Origin of the sequence: Leifsonia sp. 71-9 (genome assembly GCF_001898805.1) — a bacterium.
Classification (GTDB): Bacteria; Actinomycetota; Actinomycetes; order Actinomycetales; family Microbacteriaceae; genus Leifsonia.
Map to the genome: position 1 here is coordinate 111,678 of NZ_MKVJ01000022.1, position 15,829 is coordinate 127,506.

15 protein-coding genes are annotated in these 15,829 nt (G+C 71.7%); 10 read left to right on the forward strand and 5 right to left on the reverse strand.

Going from position 1 to position 15,829, the window contains the following annotated elements; all coding sequences use genetic code 11:
- Positions 1 to 38 precede the first annotated feature (38 nt).
- Entirely contained in the window at positions 39 to 386 is a 348-nt protein-coding gene (locus tag BGO91_RS20585) for a LysR family transcriptional regulator (RefSeq protein ID WP_290474602.1), read from the forward strand.
- 12 nt (positions 387 to 398) lie between these two features.
- Here BGO91_RS20585 and BGO91_RS20590 read toward each other — a convergent pair whose 3' ends face one another.
- A complete protein-coding gene (locus tag BGO91_RS20590; protein WP_290474603.1) occupies positions 399 to 1,337 on the reverse strand; it encodes an Lrp/AsnC family transcriptional regulator in 939 nt (312 codons plus the stop codon).
- Positions 1,338 to 1,562: 225 nt separating this feature from the next.
- Between BGO91_RS20590 and BGO91_RS20595 the strand changes: the two genes are divergently transcribed.
- Genes BGO91_RS20595 through BGO91_RS20615 form a run of 5 tightly spaced genes read left to right on the forward strand, consistent with a single transcriptional unit; the run spans position 1,563 to position 8,274 of the window.
- Positions 1,563 to 2,909, forward strand: a complete 1,347-nt coding sequence (locus BGO91_RS20595) for an MFS transporter (protein WP_290474604.1) — start codon at positions 1,563 to 1,565, stop codon at positions 2,907 to 2,909.
- A 3-nt stretch (positions 2,910 to 2,912) separates the two neighbouring features.
- On the forward strand, positions 2,913 to 4,583 hold the full coding sequence (locus tag BGO91_RS20600) for an amidohydrolase (protein ID WP_290474605.1): 1,671 nt from the start codon (positions 2,913 to 2,915) through the stop codon (positions 4,581 to 4,583).
- Positions 4,584 to 4,609: 26 nt separating this feature from the next.
- Positions 4,610 to 6,226 carry a thiamine pyrophosphate-binding protein gene (locus tag BGO91_RS20605; protein ID WP_290474606.1) on the forward strand — a complete coding sequence of 539 codons (1,617 nt, stop codon included), beginning with the start codon at positions 4,610 to 4,612 and terminating at the stop codon, positions 6,224 to 6,226.
- A 55-nt stretch (positions 6,227 to 6,281) separates the two neighbouring features.
- The gene (gene speB, locus BGO91_RS20610) at positions 6,282 to 7,292 is read left to right on the forward strand and encodes an agmatinase (protein WP_290474607.1); all 1,011 of its coding nucleotides are present in this window, start codon (positions 6,282 to 6,284) and stop codon (positions 7,290 to 7,292) included.
- Entirely contained in the window at positions 7,285 to 8,274 is a 990-nt protein-coding gene (locus tag BGO91_RS20615; protein WP_290474608.1) for a C-terminal binding protein, read from the forward strand. Before speB ends, BGO91_RS20615 begins: the two co-directional genes overlap by 8 nt.
- Positions 8,275 to 8,289: 15 nt before the next feature.
- Here BGO91_RS20615 and BGO91_RS20620 read toward each other — a convergent pair whose 3' ends face one another.
- A complete protein-coding gene (locus BGO91_RS20620; protein WP_290474609.1) occupies positions 8,290 to 9,378 on the reverse strand; it encodes a nuclease-related domain-containing protein in 1,089 nt (362 codons plus the stop codon).
- Positions 9,379 to 9,516: 138 nt separating this feature from the next.
- Here BGO91_RS20620 and BGO91_RS20625 point away from each other — a divergent pair, with 138 nt between their 5' ends.
- On the forward strand, positions 9,517 to 9,711 hold the full coding sequence (locus BGO91_RS20625; protein ID WP_290474610.1) for a hypothetical protein: 195 nt from the start codon (positions 9,517 to 9,519) through the stop codon (positions 9,709 to 9,711).
- A 112-nt stretch (positions 9,712 to 9,823) separates the two neighbouring features.
- On the forward strand, positions 9,824 to 9,991 hold the full coding sequence (locus tag BGO91_RS20630; RefSeq protein ID WP_290474611.1) for a hypothetical protein: 168 nt from the start codon (positions 9,824 to 9,826) through the stop codon (positions 9,989 to 9,991).
- 33 nt (positions 9,992 to 10,024) lie between these two features.
- On the opposite strand, the gene BGO91_RS20635 is transcribed toward BGO91_RS20630, so the two are convergent.
- Positions 10,025 to 12,379 carry an arylsulfatase gene (locus tag BGO91_RS20635; RefSeq protein WP_290474612.1) on the reverse strand — a complete coding sequence of 785 codons (2,355 nt, stop codon included), beginning with the start codon at positions 12,377 to 12,379 and terminating at the stop codon, positions 10,025 to 10,027.
- 208 nt (positions 12,380 to 12,587) lie between these two features.
- Between BGO91_RS20635 and BGO91_RS20640 the strand changes: the two genes are divergently transcribed.
- Together BGO91_RS20640 and rox are read left to right on the forward strand one after the other, a co-directional pair.
- Positions 12,588 to 13,361, forward strand: a complete 774-nt coding sequence (locus tag BGO91_RS20640; RefSeq protein ID WP_290474613.1) for an SDR family oxidoreductase — start codon at positions 12,588 to 12,590, stop codon at positions 13,359 to 13,361.
- Positions 13,362 to 13,493: 132 nt separating this feature from the next.
- Positions 13,494 to 14,948: a rifampin monooxygenase gene (rox, locus tag BGO91_RS20645; protein ID WP_290474614.1), complete on the forward strand. Its 1,455-nt coding sequence runs from the start codon at positions 13,494 to 13,496 to the stop codon at positions 14,946 to 14,948.
- 23 nt (positions 14,949 to 14,971) lie between these two features.
- Here the strand turns inward: rox and BGO91_RS20650 are convergent, their stop codons facing one another.
- Positions 14,972 to 15,577: a trans-aconitate 2-methyltransferase gene (locus BGO91_RS20650; RefSeq protein WP_290474615.1), complete on the reverse strand. Its 606-nt coding sequence runs from the start codon at positions 15,575 to 15,577 to the stop codon at positions 14,972 to 14,974.
- On the reverse strand, positions 15,574 to 15,829 hold a 256-nt coding region (locus tag BGO91_RS20655; RefSeq protein ID WP_290474616.1), incomplete at its 5' end, for a hypothetical protein. The genes BGO91_RS20650 and BGO91_RS20655, both read right to left, overlap by 4 nt.

Below are 15,829 nucleotides of genomic sequence, written 5' to 3' on the forward strand. Positions count from 1 at the left end.
AGTAGAGCGCCTGTTCCACCATCCATGAAGGGCCTCCCGTGAACATCACCCTGCTCGTGCGCTTCGTCGCCGTCGCCGAGGAGCTGCACTTTCCGCGGGCGGCGAAGGCGCTCAACATCCCGCTGGCGTCGCTCTACTCGTCGATCGCGAAGCTGGAGGAGCAGGTGGGAACTCCGCTCTTCGTCCGCGACTCCGCGGAGACGCGGCTGACGAATGCCGGGATGCTCTTCCTCACCACGGCGAAGGACGAGATCGCTGCGGCGCCCGCACCGGCGGCGAAGCCGGTCGTTCCGGCCGGCGGCAAGGCAAAGGCGTCGAAGGGCAAGGGGCGCGCGCCGGCCGTCAAGGGGCAGCCTAAGCCGTATAAGAAGCGGCAGGGGCGCTAGGCCCTCAAAGCCTCACCCCCGCACGATCCGCCCCAGCGTCCGCGTGTAGTCCTCCTTGATGATGTCGAGGTGCGCCCACGTCTCCAGCGACCCGACCTCCGGCAGCGCCCGCAGATCCTCGATCACCGACAGCACCCCGGTCCGCGTCGTCCCGACGATGGTCGCGATGACGTCGTACGCGCCGTGCGCATCCGCGGCGAGGTCGACCGCGCGTGCGTCCACGAGGTACCGGTGCACCGGCTCGGCCGAGCCGCGCAGGCCGATCCCGACGCCGACGGCGACGCGGTTGCGGGAGAGGCCGCCGGCGTCGATGGCGGCGATGCGGATGACGCCGGCGTCCAGGAGGCGGCGGACGCGGGCGCGTGCTGAGGAGGGGGAGAGGCGCACCTTGTCGGCGAGCTCGCGGTAGCTGGCGCGGCCGTCGTCCTGCAGCACGGCGATGAGTTCGTGGTCGAGGCGATCCAGCTTCACGGAGGTGACGGAGGCGGCGGTGATGAACTCCTTGAGCAGGGCGTCGTAGGTGCTGACGCGCAGGCCGCGGACGCCGGGGATCTCGCGGATGGCGGAGAGGGTGGCGTGCAGCTCGTCGAGGTCGCCGTGGCGGGACTCGAAGACGACGGGGGAGGAGCCGCCGACCAGCGAGACGAATACAGTGTCGGGGAGGTCGGCGAGCTGCTCGGCGACGGGGCGGGCGCGGCCGTCGACGGCGACGAGACCGTGAATCAAGACGTTAAGGCCGGCGAAGCCGGGGTCGAGGGCGGCGACGACGCGGAGGCCATCCCTCCCGATGAGGGTGCCGAGGCGGCGGGAGACGAGATCGCGGGAGACGCCGAGGGTGCGGGCGAGCTCGTGGATGCTGGCGCGGCCGTCCGCCTGCAGGGCGCGGACGAGGCTGCTGTCGAGGGCGTCGGTGTCGCGCTCGGGGACGGTTCGGTCGGGACGGATCGGCACATCCGCAGAATACCCGGAAACGCCCGCCCGCGACCGCAAATCCGTCGTCGCGAACAAGCGCAGCGGACGAATCGCGATAGTTTTGTCCTCATCCCCTGACAAATCGACGGCGCACAGCCGCGCCCGACGCCGAACTGCGCTTGCGCATCCTCGGCGACGGAGTGAGACTTCACGTCGAAACGAGCACGACAATCGAACAAGGCAATACGAGCAAAGGAGCTTTGTGTGTCTGTAACCGCAACGCAACCCCCAGGGCATGCCCGTGCGTTGAAGGCCGGCCTGGCGTCCGTCGTCGGCACGACCATCGAGTGGTACGACTTCTACGTCTACGCGACGGCCGCCGCCATCGTGTTCCCCCAGGTGTTCTTCCCCGAGATCAACCACGCCCTCGGCACGCTCGCCTCGTTCGGCACCTACGCGGTGGCGTACTTCATGCGACCGCTGGGCGGCATCATCTTCGGCCACATCGGCGACAAGCTGGGCCGCAAGCGGGCGCTGACGATCACCCTCTTCATCATGGGCGTCGCGACCGTGCTGGTCGGCTGCCTGCCGGGCTACAACACGATCGGGATCATGGCGCCGATCCTGCTGATCATCCTCCGCGTCGCCCAGGGCCTCGCGGTCGGCGGCGAGTGGGGCGGCGCGAGCCTGATGTCGGTGGAGAGCGCGCCGCCGAAGTTCAAGAACTTCTACGGCGGCTTCACCCAGCTGGGCAACCCGCTCGGCGCGCTGATGGCCTCCGGCGCGTTCTGGATCCTGTCCGGGATGGGCGACGAAGTCCTCCTGACGTGGGGCTGGCGCGTGCCGTTCCTGTTCAGCATCGTGCTGATCGGCGTGGGCATCTGGGTGCGGTACCGCGTGGAGGAGACGCCGGTCTTCGAGGAGAAGATCGAGGGCCACACGCAGTCCACCCCGATCCTGTTCGCGCTGCGCAACAACTGGCTGGCGATCATCCTCGGCTTCTGCATCATCGCGATGTCGTCCGGCGGCTACGTGATCGCGACGGTCTTCGTCCAGAACTTCGCGACCAGCCCGGAGGTCGGCCTCGACGCGAGCGTCATCCTCGGCGCCATGACGGTCGCCTCCTTCATCGAGGCGCTGGTCACCCTGCCGCTGGCACTGCTCGGCGACAAGTGGGGCGGCAAGCGGGTCATCATGCTCGGATCGCTGCTCTCGTTCATCGCCGTGATCCCGCTGGTGCTGGTCATCCAGAACCACCAGGTGACGCTCATCTACATCTTCGTCAGCGTGATCCGCATCACCCTGAGCGGCGCGTGGGCTCCGCTGTCGACGGTGATGACGCAGATGTTCCGGCCGCAGGCGCGCTACACGTCGATGTCCCTCTCGTACGGAATCGGCGCGGCGGTCTGGGGCGGCCTGTCGCCGGCCATCGCGACCGGCCTGATCGCCATCACCGGAACCTTCTGGTCGGCGATCTGGTTCTTCGGCGCCCTCGCACTGATCGCCATCGTCGGCACCTGGTTCGCGCCGCAGCACTCCGACTCCGCGCCGGCGACGGGATCGTTCAACCCGCGCCTCGACACCACGGCCATCAAGACCACAAGGATCTGACCCATGCGACACCTCGCCACCTACGACGCCCGCGACTCCGCCCCCACCATCGTCACGGCCGACGTCATCCTCACCATCGACGACGACAACCCGCACGCGGAGGCCCTGCTCACCGCGGGCGGCACCATCCTCGCGGTCGGCACGCTCGCCGACGTCGAGGAGCAGGCGCGCGAGGCGGGGATCGAGCCGCAGCGCGCCGACTTCCCGGGGGCGACCATCGTCCCGGGCTTCATCGACGCACACGCGCACCCCCTGATGTACGGGCAGCTGCTCACCTGGGTGGACGTCAGCCCTGCGAAGGCGGCGTCCATCCCGGAGATCGTGGAGCTGATGCGGGAGGGCGCCCAGCGGCTGCCCGCCGGCGTTCCCCTCCGCGGCTACGGCTACGAGCAGCGCAACCTGGCCGAGCGGCGCCACCCCACGAAGGAGGAGCTCGACCGGATCGCGACCGACCGCGAGGTGTACATCATGAACGCCTCCGGCCACGGGGGAGTGGTCAACAGCTTCACCCTCGCGAAGTACGGCATCACCCGCGACTCCCCGAACCCCGAGGGCGGCGAGTTCTTCCGGGATGCGGACGGCGAGCTCACGGGCGAGCTCTCCGACGCGGCCTGCAACGTGCTCACCGGCCTGCACGGCGTGAAGATCGGCCACCACGGCCCGAACTTCCACCTCGGCGACGAGCCGGCCGAGCACCAGCGGCAGCTCGACATCGCGCAGCGCGAGTTCCTGTCGGCGGGCGTGACCGCGCTCGGCGACGCGCAGGTCTCGAAGCGGGAGTTCGCGGCCTACCTGGCCATGGCCGACCGCGGCGAGCTCTCGGTGCGCGTCTCGATGTATTTCCTCTCCCACCTGCTCGACCAGGTCATCGACCTCGGGCTCACGGGTCCGTTCGGCAACGCCTTCCTGTCGGTCGCGGGCATCAAGCTCTACGCCGACGGCACGCTCGGCGGATGGACGGCCTACTTCCCCGAGGGCTACGTCGGCGACCCGTGCCGCACCGGCCAGCTCTACCACGAGCCCGCCGAGTACGCGGGGCTGGTGGCCAAGGCGCACGCCGCCGGGCTGCAGACCGCGACGCACGCGCAGTCGCCGACCGCCATCGCGATGGTGGTGGATGCGGTGGAGCAGGTGCTGACCGAGCGCCCCGACGCCGACGCACGCCACCGGATCGAGCACTGCGGCCTCCCCGCGGTCGAGGAGATCCAGCGGATGGCGCGTCTGGGCATCCGCCCGGTGAACCAGACGCAGCACTACTACAACTGGGGCGAGGGCGTGGAGCAGGCCATCGGCACCCCGGGCGAGCGGTTCAACCCGCTGGGCGAGTTCATCGAGGCCGGAGTGCCGGTGACGATCTCGTCGGACGCGCCGGTCGCCGAGCCGCGCCCACTGGAGGCGATCCAGGCCGCGGTGACCCGCGTCACGCGGCGCGGGCACAAGCTCGGCCCGGACTCGCTCCGCATCAGCGCGGAGCAGGCGCTCCGGGCGCACACGCTGGAGGGCGCGATCACCCTCGGCCGCGAGAACGAGCTCGGCTCCCTCGCCGCCGGCAAGCGCGCCGACTTCGTCGTGCTGGGCGCGAACCCGCTGACGGTGGAGGCGGAGACGATCGCCACCATCCCGGTCCAGGCGACCTGGGTGGACGGCTCGCCCCGCTTCGCCGCCGCCAACTGACCCCGACTCGCAAAGGACGCACAGGCATGGAGACACGCGCCGCCCGCACCACCGGATGGGTGCTCATCGAGACCCTTCGCAACTACGGCGTCGACACGGTGTTCGGTATCCCGGGCACCCACAACCTCGAGTTCTACCGGCCGCTGACCGCGCTCGGCGTGCATCCCGTGACCACGCGGCACGAGCAGGGCGCGGGATACGCGGCCGACGGGTGGTCGCTGCAGACCGGCAAGCCGGGCGTCGTCATCACGACGAGCGGACCGGGACTGCTCAACGCGCTCTCGGCCGCCGGGACCGCGTACTGCGAGTCGCGGCCGATGATCGTGCTCTCGCCGGGCCCGGCCCGCGGGCGCGAGTTCGCCGACGTCGGCACGCTGCACGAGACGAAGGACCAGCTGGGCGCCGCCTCGGCGATCGTCGAGTGGGGGCGCCGGGTGCAGTCGGCCGAGGAGGCCGTGCAGGCCGTCCACGACGCGTTCGCGCTGTTCGCCACCGGCCGTCCGCGCCCCGTCTACATCGAGGTGCCGCTGGACCTGCTGGAGGAGGAGACGGAGCTGCCTGCCGAGTCGCTCGCGGCTCGCGCTCCTGCCGCTGCGACGGCGCCCGAGGCGGCCGCGGTCGCCGAGGCCGCGCGGCTGCTGGCCGGAGCGACCGATCCGGTCATCCTCGCGGGCGGCGGCTCGCGCGGCGCGACGGACGAGCTCCGTGCGCTCGCCGAGCGCCTGGGCGCACCGGTCGTCACGACGCTCAACGCCAAGGGCGTGCTCGACGAGCGGCACCCGCTCTCCCTCGGGTCCAACCTCCGGCTGGCGGCCGCGCGCAACCGGGCGCGGGATGCCGACGTACTGCTGGTCGTCGGCTCGAAGCTGGGCGAGGCCGAGCTGTGGGTGGAGGCGCTGGAGGCTCGCGGCCACGTCATCCGCATCGACCGGGTGGCGTCGCAGCTCCACAAGAACCAGGCCGCGGAGGTCGGGATCGTCGCGGATGCGCCGGTCGCGCTCGCCGCCATCGTGGCAGCGCTGGGGGACGCGTCGGCTGACGCGCCCAGCCGCGACGCCCGCGTGCCGGAGACGCTGGAGGCGGTCGCCGCCGAGTGCGCCGAGCTCTCCGCCATCAACACGGCCCTCGCCGACGTGATCGCTGCGGCCCTCCCGGACGACGCCATCGTCACGACCGACTCGTCGCAGGTCGCCTACTGGGGCCTCCTGAACCGTCTCCAGGTCGCGACGCCGAACTCGACCCCGTACATGGCGACCTACGCGACGCTCGGTTACGGCCTTCCCGCCGCCATCGGCTCGCGGGTCGCGCGGCCCGACCGCCCGGTGTTCGCGGTGGTCGGCGACGGCGCGCTGATGTTCTCGCTGCAGGAGTTCATCACCGTCGTCGAGCAGCGGCTGGACGTCACCGTGATCGTCGTCGACAACGGCGGCTACGCGGAGATCAAGCAGAACGAGGTGGATGCGGACATCGCCCCGATCGGCGTCGACCTGGTGCAGCCCGATTGGGCGGCCGTCGCGGACGCCTTCGGCGGCGCGGGGCACCGGGTCGGCACGTCCGCCGAGCTGGCCGAGGCGGTGACGGCTGCGGGCGCTGCAGGCGGCCTGCACGTCATCCACCTCCCGCAGTCCACCTTCACGAACTGACGCCACCGAACCGACCCGCACCGAACCGACCACGGAACAGGCACGAGGAACCACCATGAGCACACCTCCCATCGGCCCCGCCGACGCATCGAAGACCCCGCGCTACGCCGGGCTCTCCACCTTCGCCCGGCTGCCGCGCCTCGAAGACGTGCCGGCCGTCGACCTCGCCGTGGTCGGCATCCCCTTCGACACCGGCGTCAGCTACCGCCCGGGCGCCCGCTTCGGTCCGGAGCACGTGCGCGCCTCCAGCCGACTGCTGCGCCCGTACAACCCGGCGCAGGACTTCTCGGCGTGGGAGGCCGTGCAGATCGCCGACGCCGGCGACATCGCGGTCAACCCGTTCCACATCGACGAGGCCGTGCGCGAGATCGCGGAGGCGGCGAGCGAGCTGGGCAGCCGCGTGCAGCGCATCCTGACCATCGGCGGCGACCACACCATCGCCTACCCGCTGCTGAAGGCCATCAGCGAGAAGCACGGACCGGTCGCGGTGCTGCACTTCGACGCACACCTCGACACCTGGGACACCTACTTCGACGAGCCGATCACGCACGGCACGCCCTTCCGGCGCGCGTCGGAGGAGGGGTTCCTCGACCGCACCGCGTCCGTCCACGTCGGCACCCGCGGCCCGCTCTACAGCAAGCAGGATCTCGAGGACGACGAGCGCCTCGGCTTCTCGATCGTGTCGAGCGAGTACATCGAGGAGAACGGCATCCCCGCCGCCCTCGACCGCATCCGGCGCCGCGTCGGCGACCGGCCCCTTTACATCTCCATCGACATCGACGTGCTCGACCCCGCGCACGCGCCCGGCACCGGGACGCCCGAGGCCGGCGGCCTCACCAGCCGTGAGCTGCTGCGTCTGCTCCGCGGCCTGACCGACCTGAACATCGTCGGGGCCGACGTCGTGGAGGTCGCGCCCGCCTACGACCACGCCCAGGTCACCGGGATCGCCGCCGCGCACGTCGCGTACGAGCTGATGACCGCCATGGCGCAGGTGATCGTGCGCGAGGGCAGCGCCCACCCGCGCGGCGTCGACGGCGGGCCGAGCGAAGCCGGCGCCGATGACTGACGCCGCCCGCCGGCCGGTCGCCGTCTACACCGACGTCGAGGACACAGATCCCGCGCCCGGCATCGCACTGCTCGAGTCGCACGGCTTCGAGGTGCGCGTGCTCGGCACCCGCGACCCGGCCGCGATCATCGCGGGCGCACAGGATGCGGACGCGCTGCTCCCCGGCTACGCCGCCATCTCCCGGGAGGTCATCGCCTCCCTCCCGCACCTGAAGGTCATCGCGCTCATGTCGATGGGCTTCGACTACGTGGATGTGGAGGCCGCGACCGAGCACGGCGTCTGGGTGACGAACGTGCCCGGCGCCGCGACCGAGGAGGTCGCGACGCACGCGCTCGCCCTGCTGCTCGCCAGCGCGCGGCAGCTCCCCTTCTACACCGCCTCGGCCACGGCGGAGCGCTGGAACGAGCGTGCTCCGGAGGCCCCGCCGCGTCTCAGCGAGCGCACCCTCGGCATCGTCGGCCTCGGCAAGATCGGCCGCGCGTTCGCCCGGCTCGCCGGCCCGCTGTTCGGCCGCGTGCTCGGGTACGACCCGATGCTGCCGGACACCCCCGAGGTGACGGCCGACCTCCAGCGCCTCGGCATCGAGCGGACGAGCCTGGACGATGTCCGCCGCACCTCCGACGCCCTCTCCCTGCACGTGCCGCTGACCCCGGAGACCGCCAGAATGGTGGATGCCGCCTTCCTCGCCGACATGCCGGCTGGCGCCATCCTGCTCAACGTCTCCCGCGGCGGCCTCATCGACAACGAGGCCCTGGTCGACGCGCTCGACAGCGGCCGTCTCTCGGGTGCGGCCCTCGACGTCCTCGACGAGGAGCCGCCCTCTCCCGCGCACCCCCTGGTCGGCCGCGAGGACGTCGTGCTGACCCCGCACATCGCGTACTTCTCGCGCTTCACCGAGGTCGAGTACGTGCGGGTGCAGGCGCAGAACGCGGTGAGCGCGGTCCTGGGCGGGGTGCCGGAGGCTCCGGTCAATCGGGTGTGAGGCCCGTCGTCTTCTTCACCGGGACGTTCGTTTCGACGCGGTCGTTCGCTTCGGCTTCGTGAAGGTGAGGAACACCGCGCGACCGACGACCGCCACCGCGCCGACGATCAACAGCGGCTTCCACGCCAGGTAGTAGGCCGGGATCAGGCAGGCCAGCGGAGTCGCGCACGGCTGGTTGGCGATCCCGCGGAAGATGAGGATCGCGCCGATCACAAACGCTGTCGCCAGCCACAGCCGGAACAGCCCGGGGCGCACGGAGCGCGGGCGGGTGGTCGTCTTCGTGCGCGTCGTCGTCGGGCCGGGCTTCCGGCGTGCGGCGCCCGAGGCGGTGGACGCGGCGGGCGGCCGCAGCGCCTCCACCCGCGCGACGAGGCGCTCGAACCGCTGCATCACGCGGAGGGTGTCGGCGGCCCGCGGGTCGACATGCCACGTGCCCGGCTCTTCGGCGGCGAGCGCGATGAGGTCGGTCTTCGTCGCGCCCAGCGGGGAGTGCTGCGCCCGCAGCCAGGCGATGAGCGCCGAGGCTTGGATCACGGCGACCTCGCGGGTGATGGATGGGCGGGCGTCCTTGAACGAGCGCGCGTTCAGGATCGCGACCACGGGGGTGACGGGGACGGGGAAGCCCGTCTTCGCCGCCAGGCGTCGCGCGACGTCGAGGCCGTCGCTCCGGGCGGCCCTCAGATGCGGCGTGTTCGCGTTGTTCACCCGCAGGACGTGGTCGCCGACCCACACGGAGGCGTCGGCGTGGTGCTTCGTGTTGATGGCGAACACGCCGCCGGGGCCGATCACCAGATGGTCCACATCCTTGGTCGCCGCGCCGATCGGAACCGAGTGGCGGACGAACCACTCCGGGCCGAGGCCGTCGAGCATCGCTCCGACCTCGATCTCGCCGAGCGCTCCCTGGTACCACGACCACGCGTCCGCGTGCAGGATCTCTTGCTTCTGCGATCGCAGCGCCGGCTCACCCTCGACCGCCGCCGCCTGCACCTGCAAGCACTTCAGCGCGACGGCGTAGCCGGCCGGTCGCGACGACAGCGCACTGATGCCTGCGAAATCGACCCGTGTCGCCGGGTCTGGCGGCAGCCCGGCCGTGTCATCCCCCATGTCGCCCGACGGTAACGGATGCGGTTCCCGTCCGACTCGCCCCAGAGCAGGGGGCGAGCGGTGAGCGCGACCGGGGACACCGTCCTGGCCTCGCCCCTGCCTCCGGGTGCAGGATCGGACCAGCGGAAGGAGCGGGACATGGACAGCACGAACACGGGCGGCGTCGAGTATCCGGACGAGGCGGGTTACCCGGACGGCGAGGGGACGCTCGACGAGGGGACCGGCGCGTTCCGCGAGGGGGACGCGGTGAGCGGCGTCGAAGTGGAGGTCGAGGTGCCGCAGGGCGTCGACCAGCTCGACGAGTTCGACGGGCCCGACGAGCGGGACGAGTGACCGGCCGCCTGCGCATCGCCCGCTGATCCAGCCGGGCCGCTAGTAACCGGGCGCCGCCGGACGTAGGGTCGGAGCAGCCCGGGCCACTGCGTCCGGGACTCTGGAGGTCACCATGGTGGCAACGATCGTCATTCTGCTCGTGGTGTGGGCCATCCTCGCCGTCGTCGGCTTCGCCATCAAGGGGCTGCTCTGGCTCGCGATCATCGGGATCATCCTGTTCGTCGGGACGATCGTGTTCGGGTTCGTGCGGCGGGCGGCCTCGAAGAACAAGTCCGCGTAGAGCGCGCCCTCGGGGGCCGCCCGCCGGTCCCGCCTACTGGTGGCGCATCGCGGCCGCCAGCCATTCCTCGGGATCGAGGAGGTGGCTGTGATCGTCGAGCCCGAGGTCGATCTGGGCCCAGTCGATGGTGCCGGTGAAGGTGCCGTGCGGGGTGGTGTAGCCCTCGTAGGCGGGCATGCCGGTGTCGGTTCCGACATCCAGGCCCTCGTCGAACGAGAAGTACATCGGGTGGGTGCGCTTCACCTCGGCGGTGCCCGCGGCGTCGCCGTCGATGTAAAGCGTCACCGTGCCGCCGCGGCCGATGCCCCCGCCCGCGTACGCGAACTCGGCGCGCACCTGGTGCGTCCCGGCGCCGATGGGCTTCTCCGAGAGCGCGGTGCTGCGGATGAGGCCGCAGAAGTTGTAGTGGAACCCGAGCTTGCCGCCCTCCGCGAAGAAGGACCAGCCTCCCGTGCGGCCGCCCTGCGCCAGGATCGCGCCGTCCACCTCGCCGCTCTCGGGCACGACGATCTCCGCCGTGGCCGACCAGGACCGGTTCTTGACGTTGATCGCGACGTTCTCGTTCAGGCGCACCATGCCGGGGTAGAGCCGGAGGGAGGTGCCGGAGACGAGCGTGGGGCGACCGGCGAACTCGGGGTTCATCCGCTGGGCCGCGCGGTCGTCCATCGGGATGACGTTGTAGCGGGTCGCCTCGATGAGGAAGAGCTGCTGCAGCTCGGCGAGCTTCTCGGGGTTCGACTTCGCCAGGTTGTTCGACTGGGTCCAGTCGACGGTGGTGTCGTAGAGCTCCCACACGTCGTCCGAGAAGTCGGGGGCGGCGCTGACGACGTCCCACGGGGTGCGGTGGCGCGTCTGCGCGGTCCAGCCCTTGTGGTAGATGCCGCGGTTGCCCATGATCTCGAAGTACTGGGTGAGGTGCCGCTCGTCGGCCGCCGCGTCGTCGAAGGTGTACGTCATCGAGACGCCGTGCATCGGCACCTGGGTGACGCCGTTGACGGTGTGCGGTTGGGCGAGGCCGGCCAGCTCCAGGATGGTCGGCGCGATGTCGATCACGTGGTGCCACTGGTTGCGCACCTCGCCGCGGGCGGCGATGCGGTTCGGCCAGTGCACGATGGTGCCGTTGCGGGTGCCGCCGTAGTGGCTGGCGACCTGCTTGGTCCACTGGTAGGGCGTGCACATGGCGTGCGCCCAGCCGACGGCGTAGTGGTTGTACGCCTCCGGGCCGCCGATCTTGTCCAGGTTCTCCTGCCAGAACTCGACGGTCTCGTACTCGGCGCCGCCGTTGGCCGCGGTGGAGAGCATGAACGCGCCCTCGAGGCCGCCCTCGGCGGAGGCGCCGTTGTCGCCGATGATGTAGATCACCAGGGTGTCGTCCAGCATCCCGAGGCCCTCGATGGCGTCGATGACGCGACCGGTGTGGTGGTCGGCGTACTCCAGGAACGCGCCGTACACCTCCATCTGGTGCGCCAGGATGGGGCGGCGCTCGGCGGGAACGTCGTCCCACGCCGGGATGCCCTCGGAGCGCTCGGTCAGCTCGGCGTCGGCGGGCACGATGCCCAGCTCCTTCTGCCGGGCGAAGGTCTCCTCGCGGAGCTGATCCCAGCCCTGGTCGTACTTGCCCTGGTGCTTGGCGATCCACTCCCGGGGCACGTGGTGCGGCGCGTGTGTGGCGCCGGGCGCGAAGTAGACGAAGAACGGCTTGTCGGGCGTGAGCGCCTTCTGCTGGTTGATGTACTCGATGGTCTTGTCGGCCAGGTCGGGCATCAGGTGGTAGTCGGGGTCGTCCGGCGGCTCGATGAGCGAGACGCCGTCGACGAGGGCGGGCGTCCACTGGTTGGTCTCGCCGCCGATGAACCCGTAGAACTTCTCGAAGCCGCTGAACGCGGGCCAGTGGTCGAACGGCCCGGTCGGCCCGCTCTCCCACACCGGCACCTCGTGGCACTTGCCGAACTGCGCCGTGTTGTACCCGGCCTGCCGGAGGATCTCGGGCAGCGGGACGCACGAGTTCGGCCGCGTCGACCGGTAGCCGGGCGCAGGCGTCGCCGTCTCGGTGATCTGCCCCATGCCGACCTGGTGGTGGTTGCGGCCGCTCAGGAGGGCCGCGCGGGTGGGCGAGCAGATGGCGGTGGTGTGGAACCGGCTGTACCGCAGTCCCGCACCCGCCATGCGCTCCGCCGTCGGCATCGGGACCGGGCCGCCGAACGCGCTCGACGCACCGAACCCCACGTCGTCGAGCAGCACGAGCAGCACGTTGGGCGCCTGCTTCGGGGGCCGCTTCACCTCGATCGGATCGCGCTTGACGTCGAGTTTCTTCTCGTCCACCGTGATCGGCCCCACATAGGTCTGATCGGGCGTCGGAAGAACGGATCCGGGCAACACCTCTGACATGCTCCACCCCTCGCTCGCGGAACGAACATGCCCGTGCGGCAGGTCCTGACCGCTGTGCTGGCGAGCCTGCCACGGGCCGGGAGGGCACGGCAATGCTCGACAGCGGCGCGAACTTATGGCATGGGGGGCCCAGATGGACCTGTCCGATGTCGTCCCTCCACGCGATCGCCCCTGGTGCGCACCCCCTCCCGCGCGCCATAGTCGCGACGTGGACCTTCACCTGACAGGAAAATCCGCCGTCGTCACCGGAGCCAGCCGGGGGATCGGTCTCGCGACCGTCCGCGCGCTGCTGGCCGAGGGTGCGACCGTCGTCGGCGTCGCCCGCAGCGCGACCGACGAGACCACCGCGCTCGCCGCGGATCCGCGGTTCCGCTTCGTCGCGGCCGACCTCTCCGATCCCGCCCAGATCGACCGGTTGCGCGGCGAAGTCGGCGACCGTGTCGACGTGCTCGTCAACAACGTCGGGTCGGCACCGCCGCGGCCCGGTGGGTTCGCCTCCATCACCGACGGGGACTGGATGCGGACGTACGAGCTGAACGCGCTCGCGAGCGTGCGGGTCACGCGCGCGCTCCTGGACCTCGTGTCGGAGGGTGCCGCGATCATCACGATCGCGAGCGAGAACGCGATGCTCGCCGATCCGCTGGTCATGGACTACAGCGCCGCGAAGGCCGCGGCCCTGAGCTTCTCGAAGAGCCTGTCGAAGGAGCTGGGCCCGCGCGGCATCCGCGTGAACTCGATCAGCCCGGGGCCGGTGGCGACCGCGCTATGGCTCGGGGACGGAGGGGTGGCGCAGACGGTGTCCGCGGCCGGGGGAGGCTCGCCCGACGAGGTGCGGCACGGCGCGGAGCAGGCGATGGTGACGGGGCGGTTCACCACTCCGGAGGAGGTCGCCGCCCTGGCGGCGATGCTGGCGAGCCCGCTGCTCGGCAACCTGACCGGTGCCGATGTCGTGATCGACGGCGGGATGCGCCAGACCATGTGACCGCCCGGCCGGTGCGCCCCGTTCCCGCATTTCCAGGATACCGGAGGGGCGGGGGCTTGCGGCAAGGGCCCCGGTCTGGAGCAGAATTGCTGGTCGCGGCCGCATTCAGGTCGCGTCGAGGTAGGGGAGTGGATGGATTCCGAGACGTACGACGTGATCGTCAGCGGAGGCGGCCCGACGGGGATGATGCTGGCGGCCGAGCTGCGGCTGCACGGGGTCGAGGTGCTCGTGCTGGAGCGGGATGCGGAGCCGACGACCGCGGTCCGCGCCCTCGGGCTGCAGCCGCGCACCATCGAGATCATGGACCAGCGCGGACTGCTGGAGCGGTTCCTCGCGCACGGGACGCAGTATCCCGGAGGCGTCGGCTCGTTCGCCGGCATCGCCGGGCCTCGGCCGGTCGTGCTCGACAGCGCGCACGCCTACCTGCTGGGCATCCCGCAGCCCCTCACCGACCGGCTGCTGGCGGAGCATGCCGCCGAGCTCGGCGCTGAGATCCGCCGCGGGGCGCAGCTGGCCGGATTCGAGCAGGACGACGACGGCGTGACGGTGGAGCTCGCCGACGGTTCGCGGCTGCGCTCACGCTGGCTGGTCGGCGCCGACGGCGGCCGCAGCCTGGTGCGCAAGCGGCTCGGGATCGGCTTCCCCGGCGAGGCCGCGACGACCGAGTGGCTGCTGGGCGAGGTGGAGGCCACGGCCTCCGCCGACGAGATCGCCTCGGTGGGCGAGGAGGTGCGCAAGACTCATCGCGGGTTCGGCATCGGGCCCACCGGCGACGGGCTGTACCGCGCGGTGGTCCCGGCCGCCACGGTCGCCGAGGATCGCGCGGTGCCGCCGACGCTGGAGGAGTTCCGCGCGCAGCTGCGGGCGTACGCGGGCACCGACTTCGGCATCCACTCGCCGCGCGCGCTCTCGCGCTTCACCGACGCGACCCGGCTCGCCGAGCGGTACCGGGATGGTCGGGTCTTCCTCGCGGGCGACGCTGCGCACGTGCATCCCCCGCTCGGCGGCCAGGGCCTCAACCTCGGCGTGCAGGACGCGTTCAACCTCGGCTGGAAGCTCGCCGCCGCGGTCGCGGGATGGGCGCCCAGCGACCTCCTCGACACCTACTTCACCGAGCGCCACCCTGTCGCCGACGGCGTGCTGACGATCACGCGCGCGCAGAGCGTGCTCATCTCTCCCGAACCCGGGCCGCAGGCGGTGCGCCGGCTGATGGGGGAGCTGATGGCGTTCGACGTCGTCAGCCGGCTGCTGGCGGAGCGCGTGAGCGGCATCGGCATCCGCTACGACCTCGGCGCCGGTCCGGAGTCGCTCGGCCGGCGGCTGCGCGACCTGCCGCTCGCGCAGGGCGGTCGCCTCTACGAGCACCTGCGCACGGGGCGCGGGCTGCTGCTCGACCAGACCGGTGCGCTCTCCGTCGGGGGATGGGCGGAGCGCGTCGACCGCCTCGCGGACGTCAGCGACGAGCTGGACGCACCCGGGGTGCTCCTGCGACCGGACGGCTACGTCGCCTGGATCGGTGACGACCAGGACGAGCTCGATGGGCGGCTCGGGGCGTGGTTCGGGGAGGCGCCGGCGGGCGACGCCTGAGGACGACGCCTGAGGGGCCGCCCCTACCGGTCGCTTCGGCGGGCGCGCACCACGACATCCCGCAGCGGCATCGCGCGGCCGTGCCGGTCGGCGAGCGCGCGGTCGCGGTACTCGGCCGTCTCGATCGTCCACGCGGGGGCGGCGAGGAGGGCGCGGACGCCCTCGACGTCGGCCGTCGCGCCGTCGGGGTGCGCGTGGCCCCGGGCGTGCCCGCCGTCGTGGGCGTGCCCCACGATCAGCAGGGTTCCGCCGGGCGCGACCCAGCGGGCGATCCGGTCGTAGAACGCGAGCTGGCCGATGGTCGGGTGCGCGTAGAAGGTGGTGACGAGCGCGAACGGATCCGGCGGCTCCCACGTGGTCAGGTCGGATTCGATCCACGTGATCGCGTCGTCGAGGGGCGTCGTGCCGGTGGGCCCGGCCGCGCGGGCCGCGAGGTCGACGGCCGTGACGGTCCAGCCGTGGGCGGCGAGCCAGCGGGCTTCCGCGCCTTCCCCGCTCCCGGCGTCGAGCGCCGTGCCCGGGGCGAGACCGGTGACCTCGGTGTCGAGGGCGGGATGCGGTGGCGGAGCGCCGTGGCCGGCCTCGGCCCAGTGTGCGCGCCAGTACTCGGCGCCGAAGGTCTCCGTCATCGCCCGGTCCCGGCGGCGGCGCGCGCCAGAGCGCGGCGCACGTCTGCGTAGATGTCGCCGAGTGGCGGGATGTGCGTCTCGGCGTGATCCGCGCGTCGCACCCACTCGTCGAAGGTGAGCCGCATCCCGAGCGCGAAGGTCTCCGCGACGGCGTGCGCGTCGACCGGGGCGAGTCCCGGCCCGTCCGCGAGGGCCGCCGCGACCTGGGCGGTGAGGCGCGCGTCGCGCTCGAGCCCGGCGGCGTGGAGCGGC

Excerpts from the sequence above, each read along its gene's own strand:
- BGO91_RS20600 (WP_290474605.1), top strand. The coding sequence starts at position 2,913 with ATGCGACACCTCGCCACCTACGACGCCCGCGACTCCGCCCCCACCATC.
- BGO91_RS20605 (WP_290474606.1), top strand. The coding sequence starts at position 4,610 with ATGGAGACACGCGCCGCCCGCACCACCGGATGGGTGCTCATCGAGACC.
- speB (WP_290474607.1), top strand. The coding sequence starts at position 6,282 with ATGAGCACACCTCCCATCGGCCCCGCCGACGCATCGAAGACCCCGCGC.
- BGO91_RS20615 (WP_290474608.1), top strand. The coding sequence starts at position 7,285 with ATGACTGACGCCGCCCGCCGGCCGGTCGCCGTCTACACCGACGTCGAG.
- BGO91_RS20620 (WP_290474609.1), bottom strand. The coding sequence starts at position 9,378 with ATGGGGGATGACACGGCCGGGCTGCCGCCAGACCCGGCGACACGGGTC.
- BGO91_RS20625 (WP_290474610.1), top strand. The coding sequence starts at position 9,517 with ATGGACAGCACGAACACGGGCGGCGTCGAGTATCCGGACGAGGCGGGT.
- BGO91_RS20630 (WP_290474611.1), top strand. The coding sequence starts at position 9,824 with ATGGTGGCAACGATCGTCATTCTGCTCGTGGTGTGGGCCATCCTCGCC.
- BGO91_RS20635 (WP_290474612.1), bottom strand. The coding sequence starts at position 12,379 with ATGTCAGAGGTGTTGCCCGGATCCGTTCTTCCGACGCCCGATCAGACC.
- rox (WP_290474614.1), top strand. The coding sequence starts at position 13,494 with ATGGATTCCGAGACGTACGACGTGATCGTCAGCGGAGGCGGCCCGACG.
- BGO91_RS20650 (WP_290474615.1), bottom strand. The coding sequence starts at position 15,577 with ATGACGGAGACCTTCGGCGCCGAGTACTGGCGCGCACACTGGGCCGAG.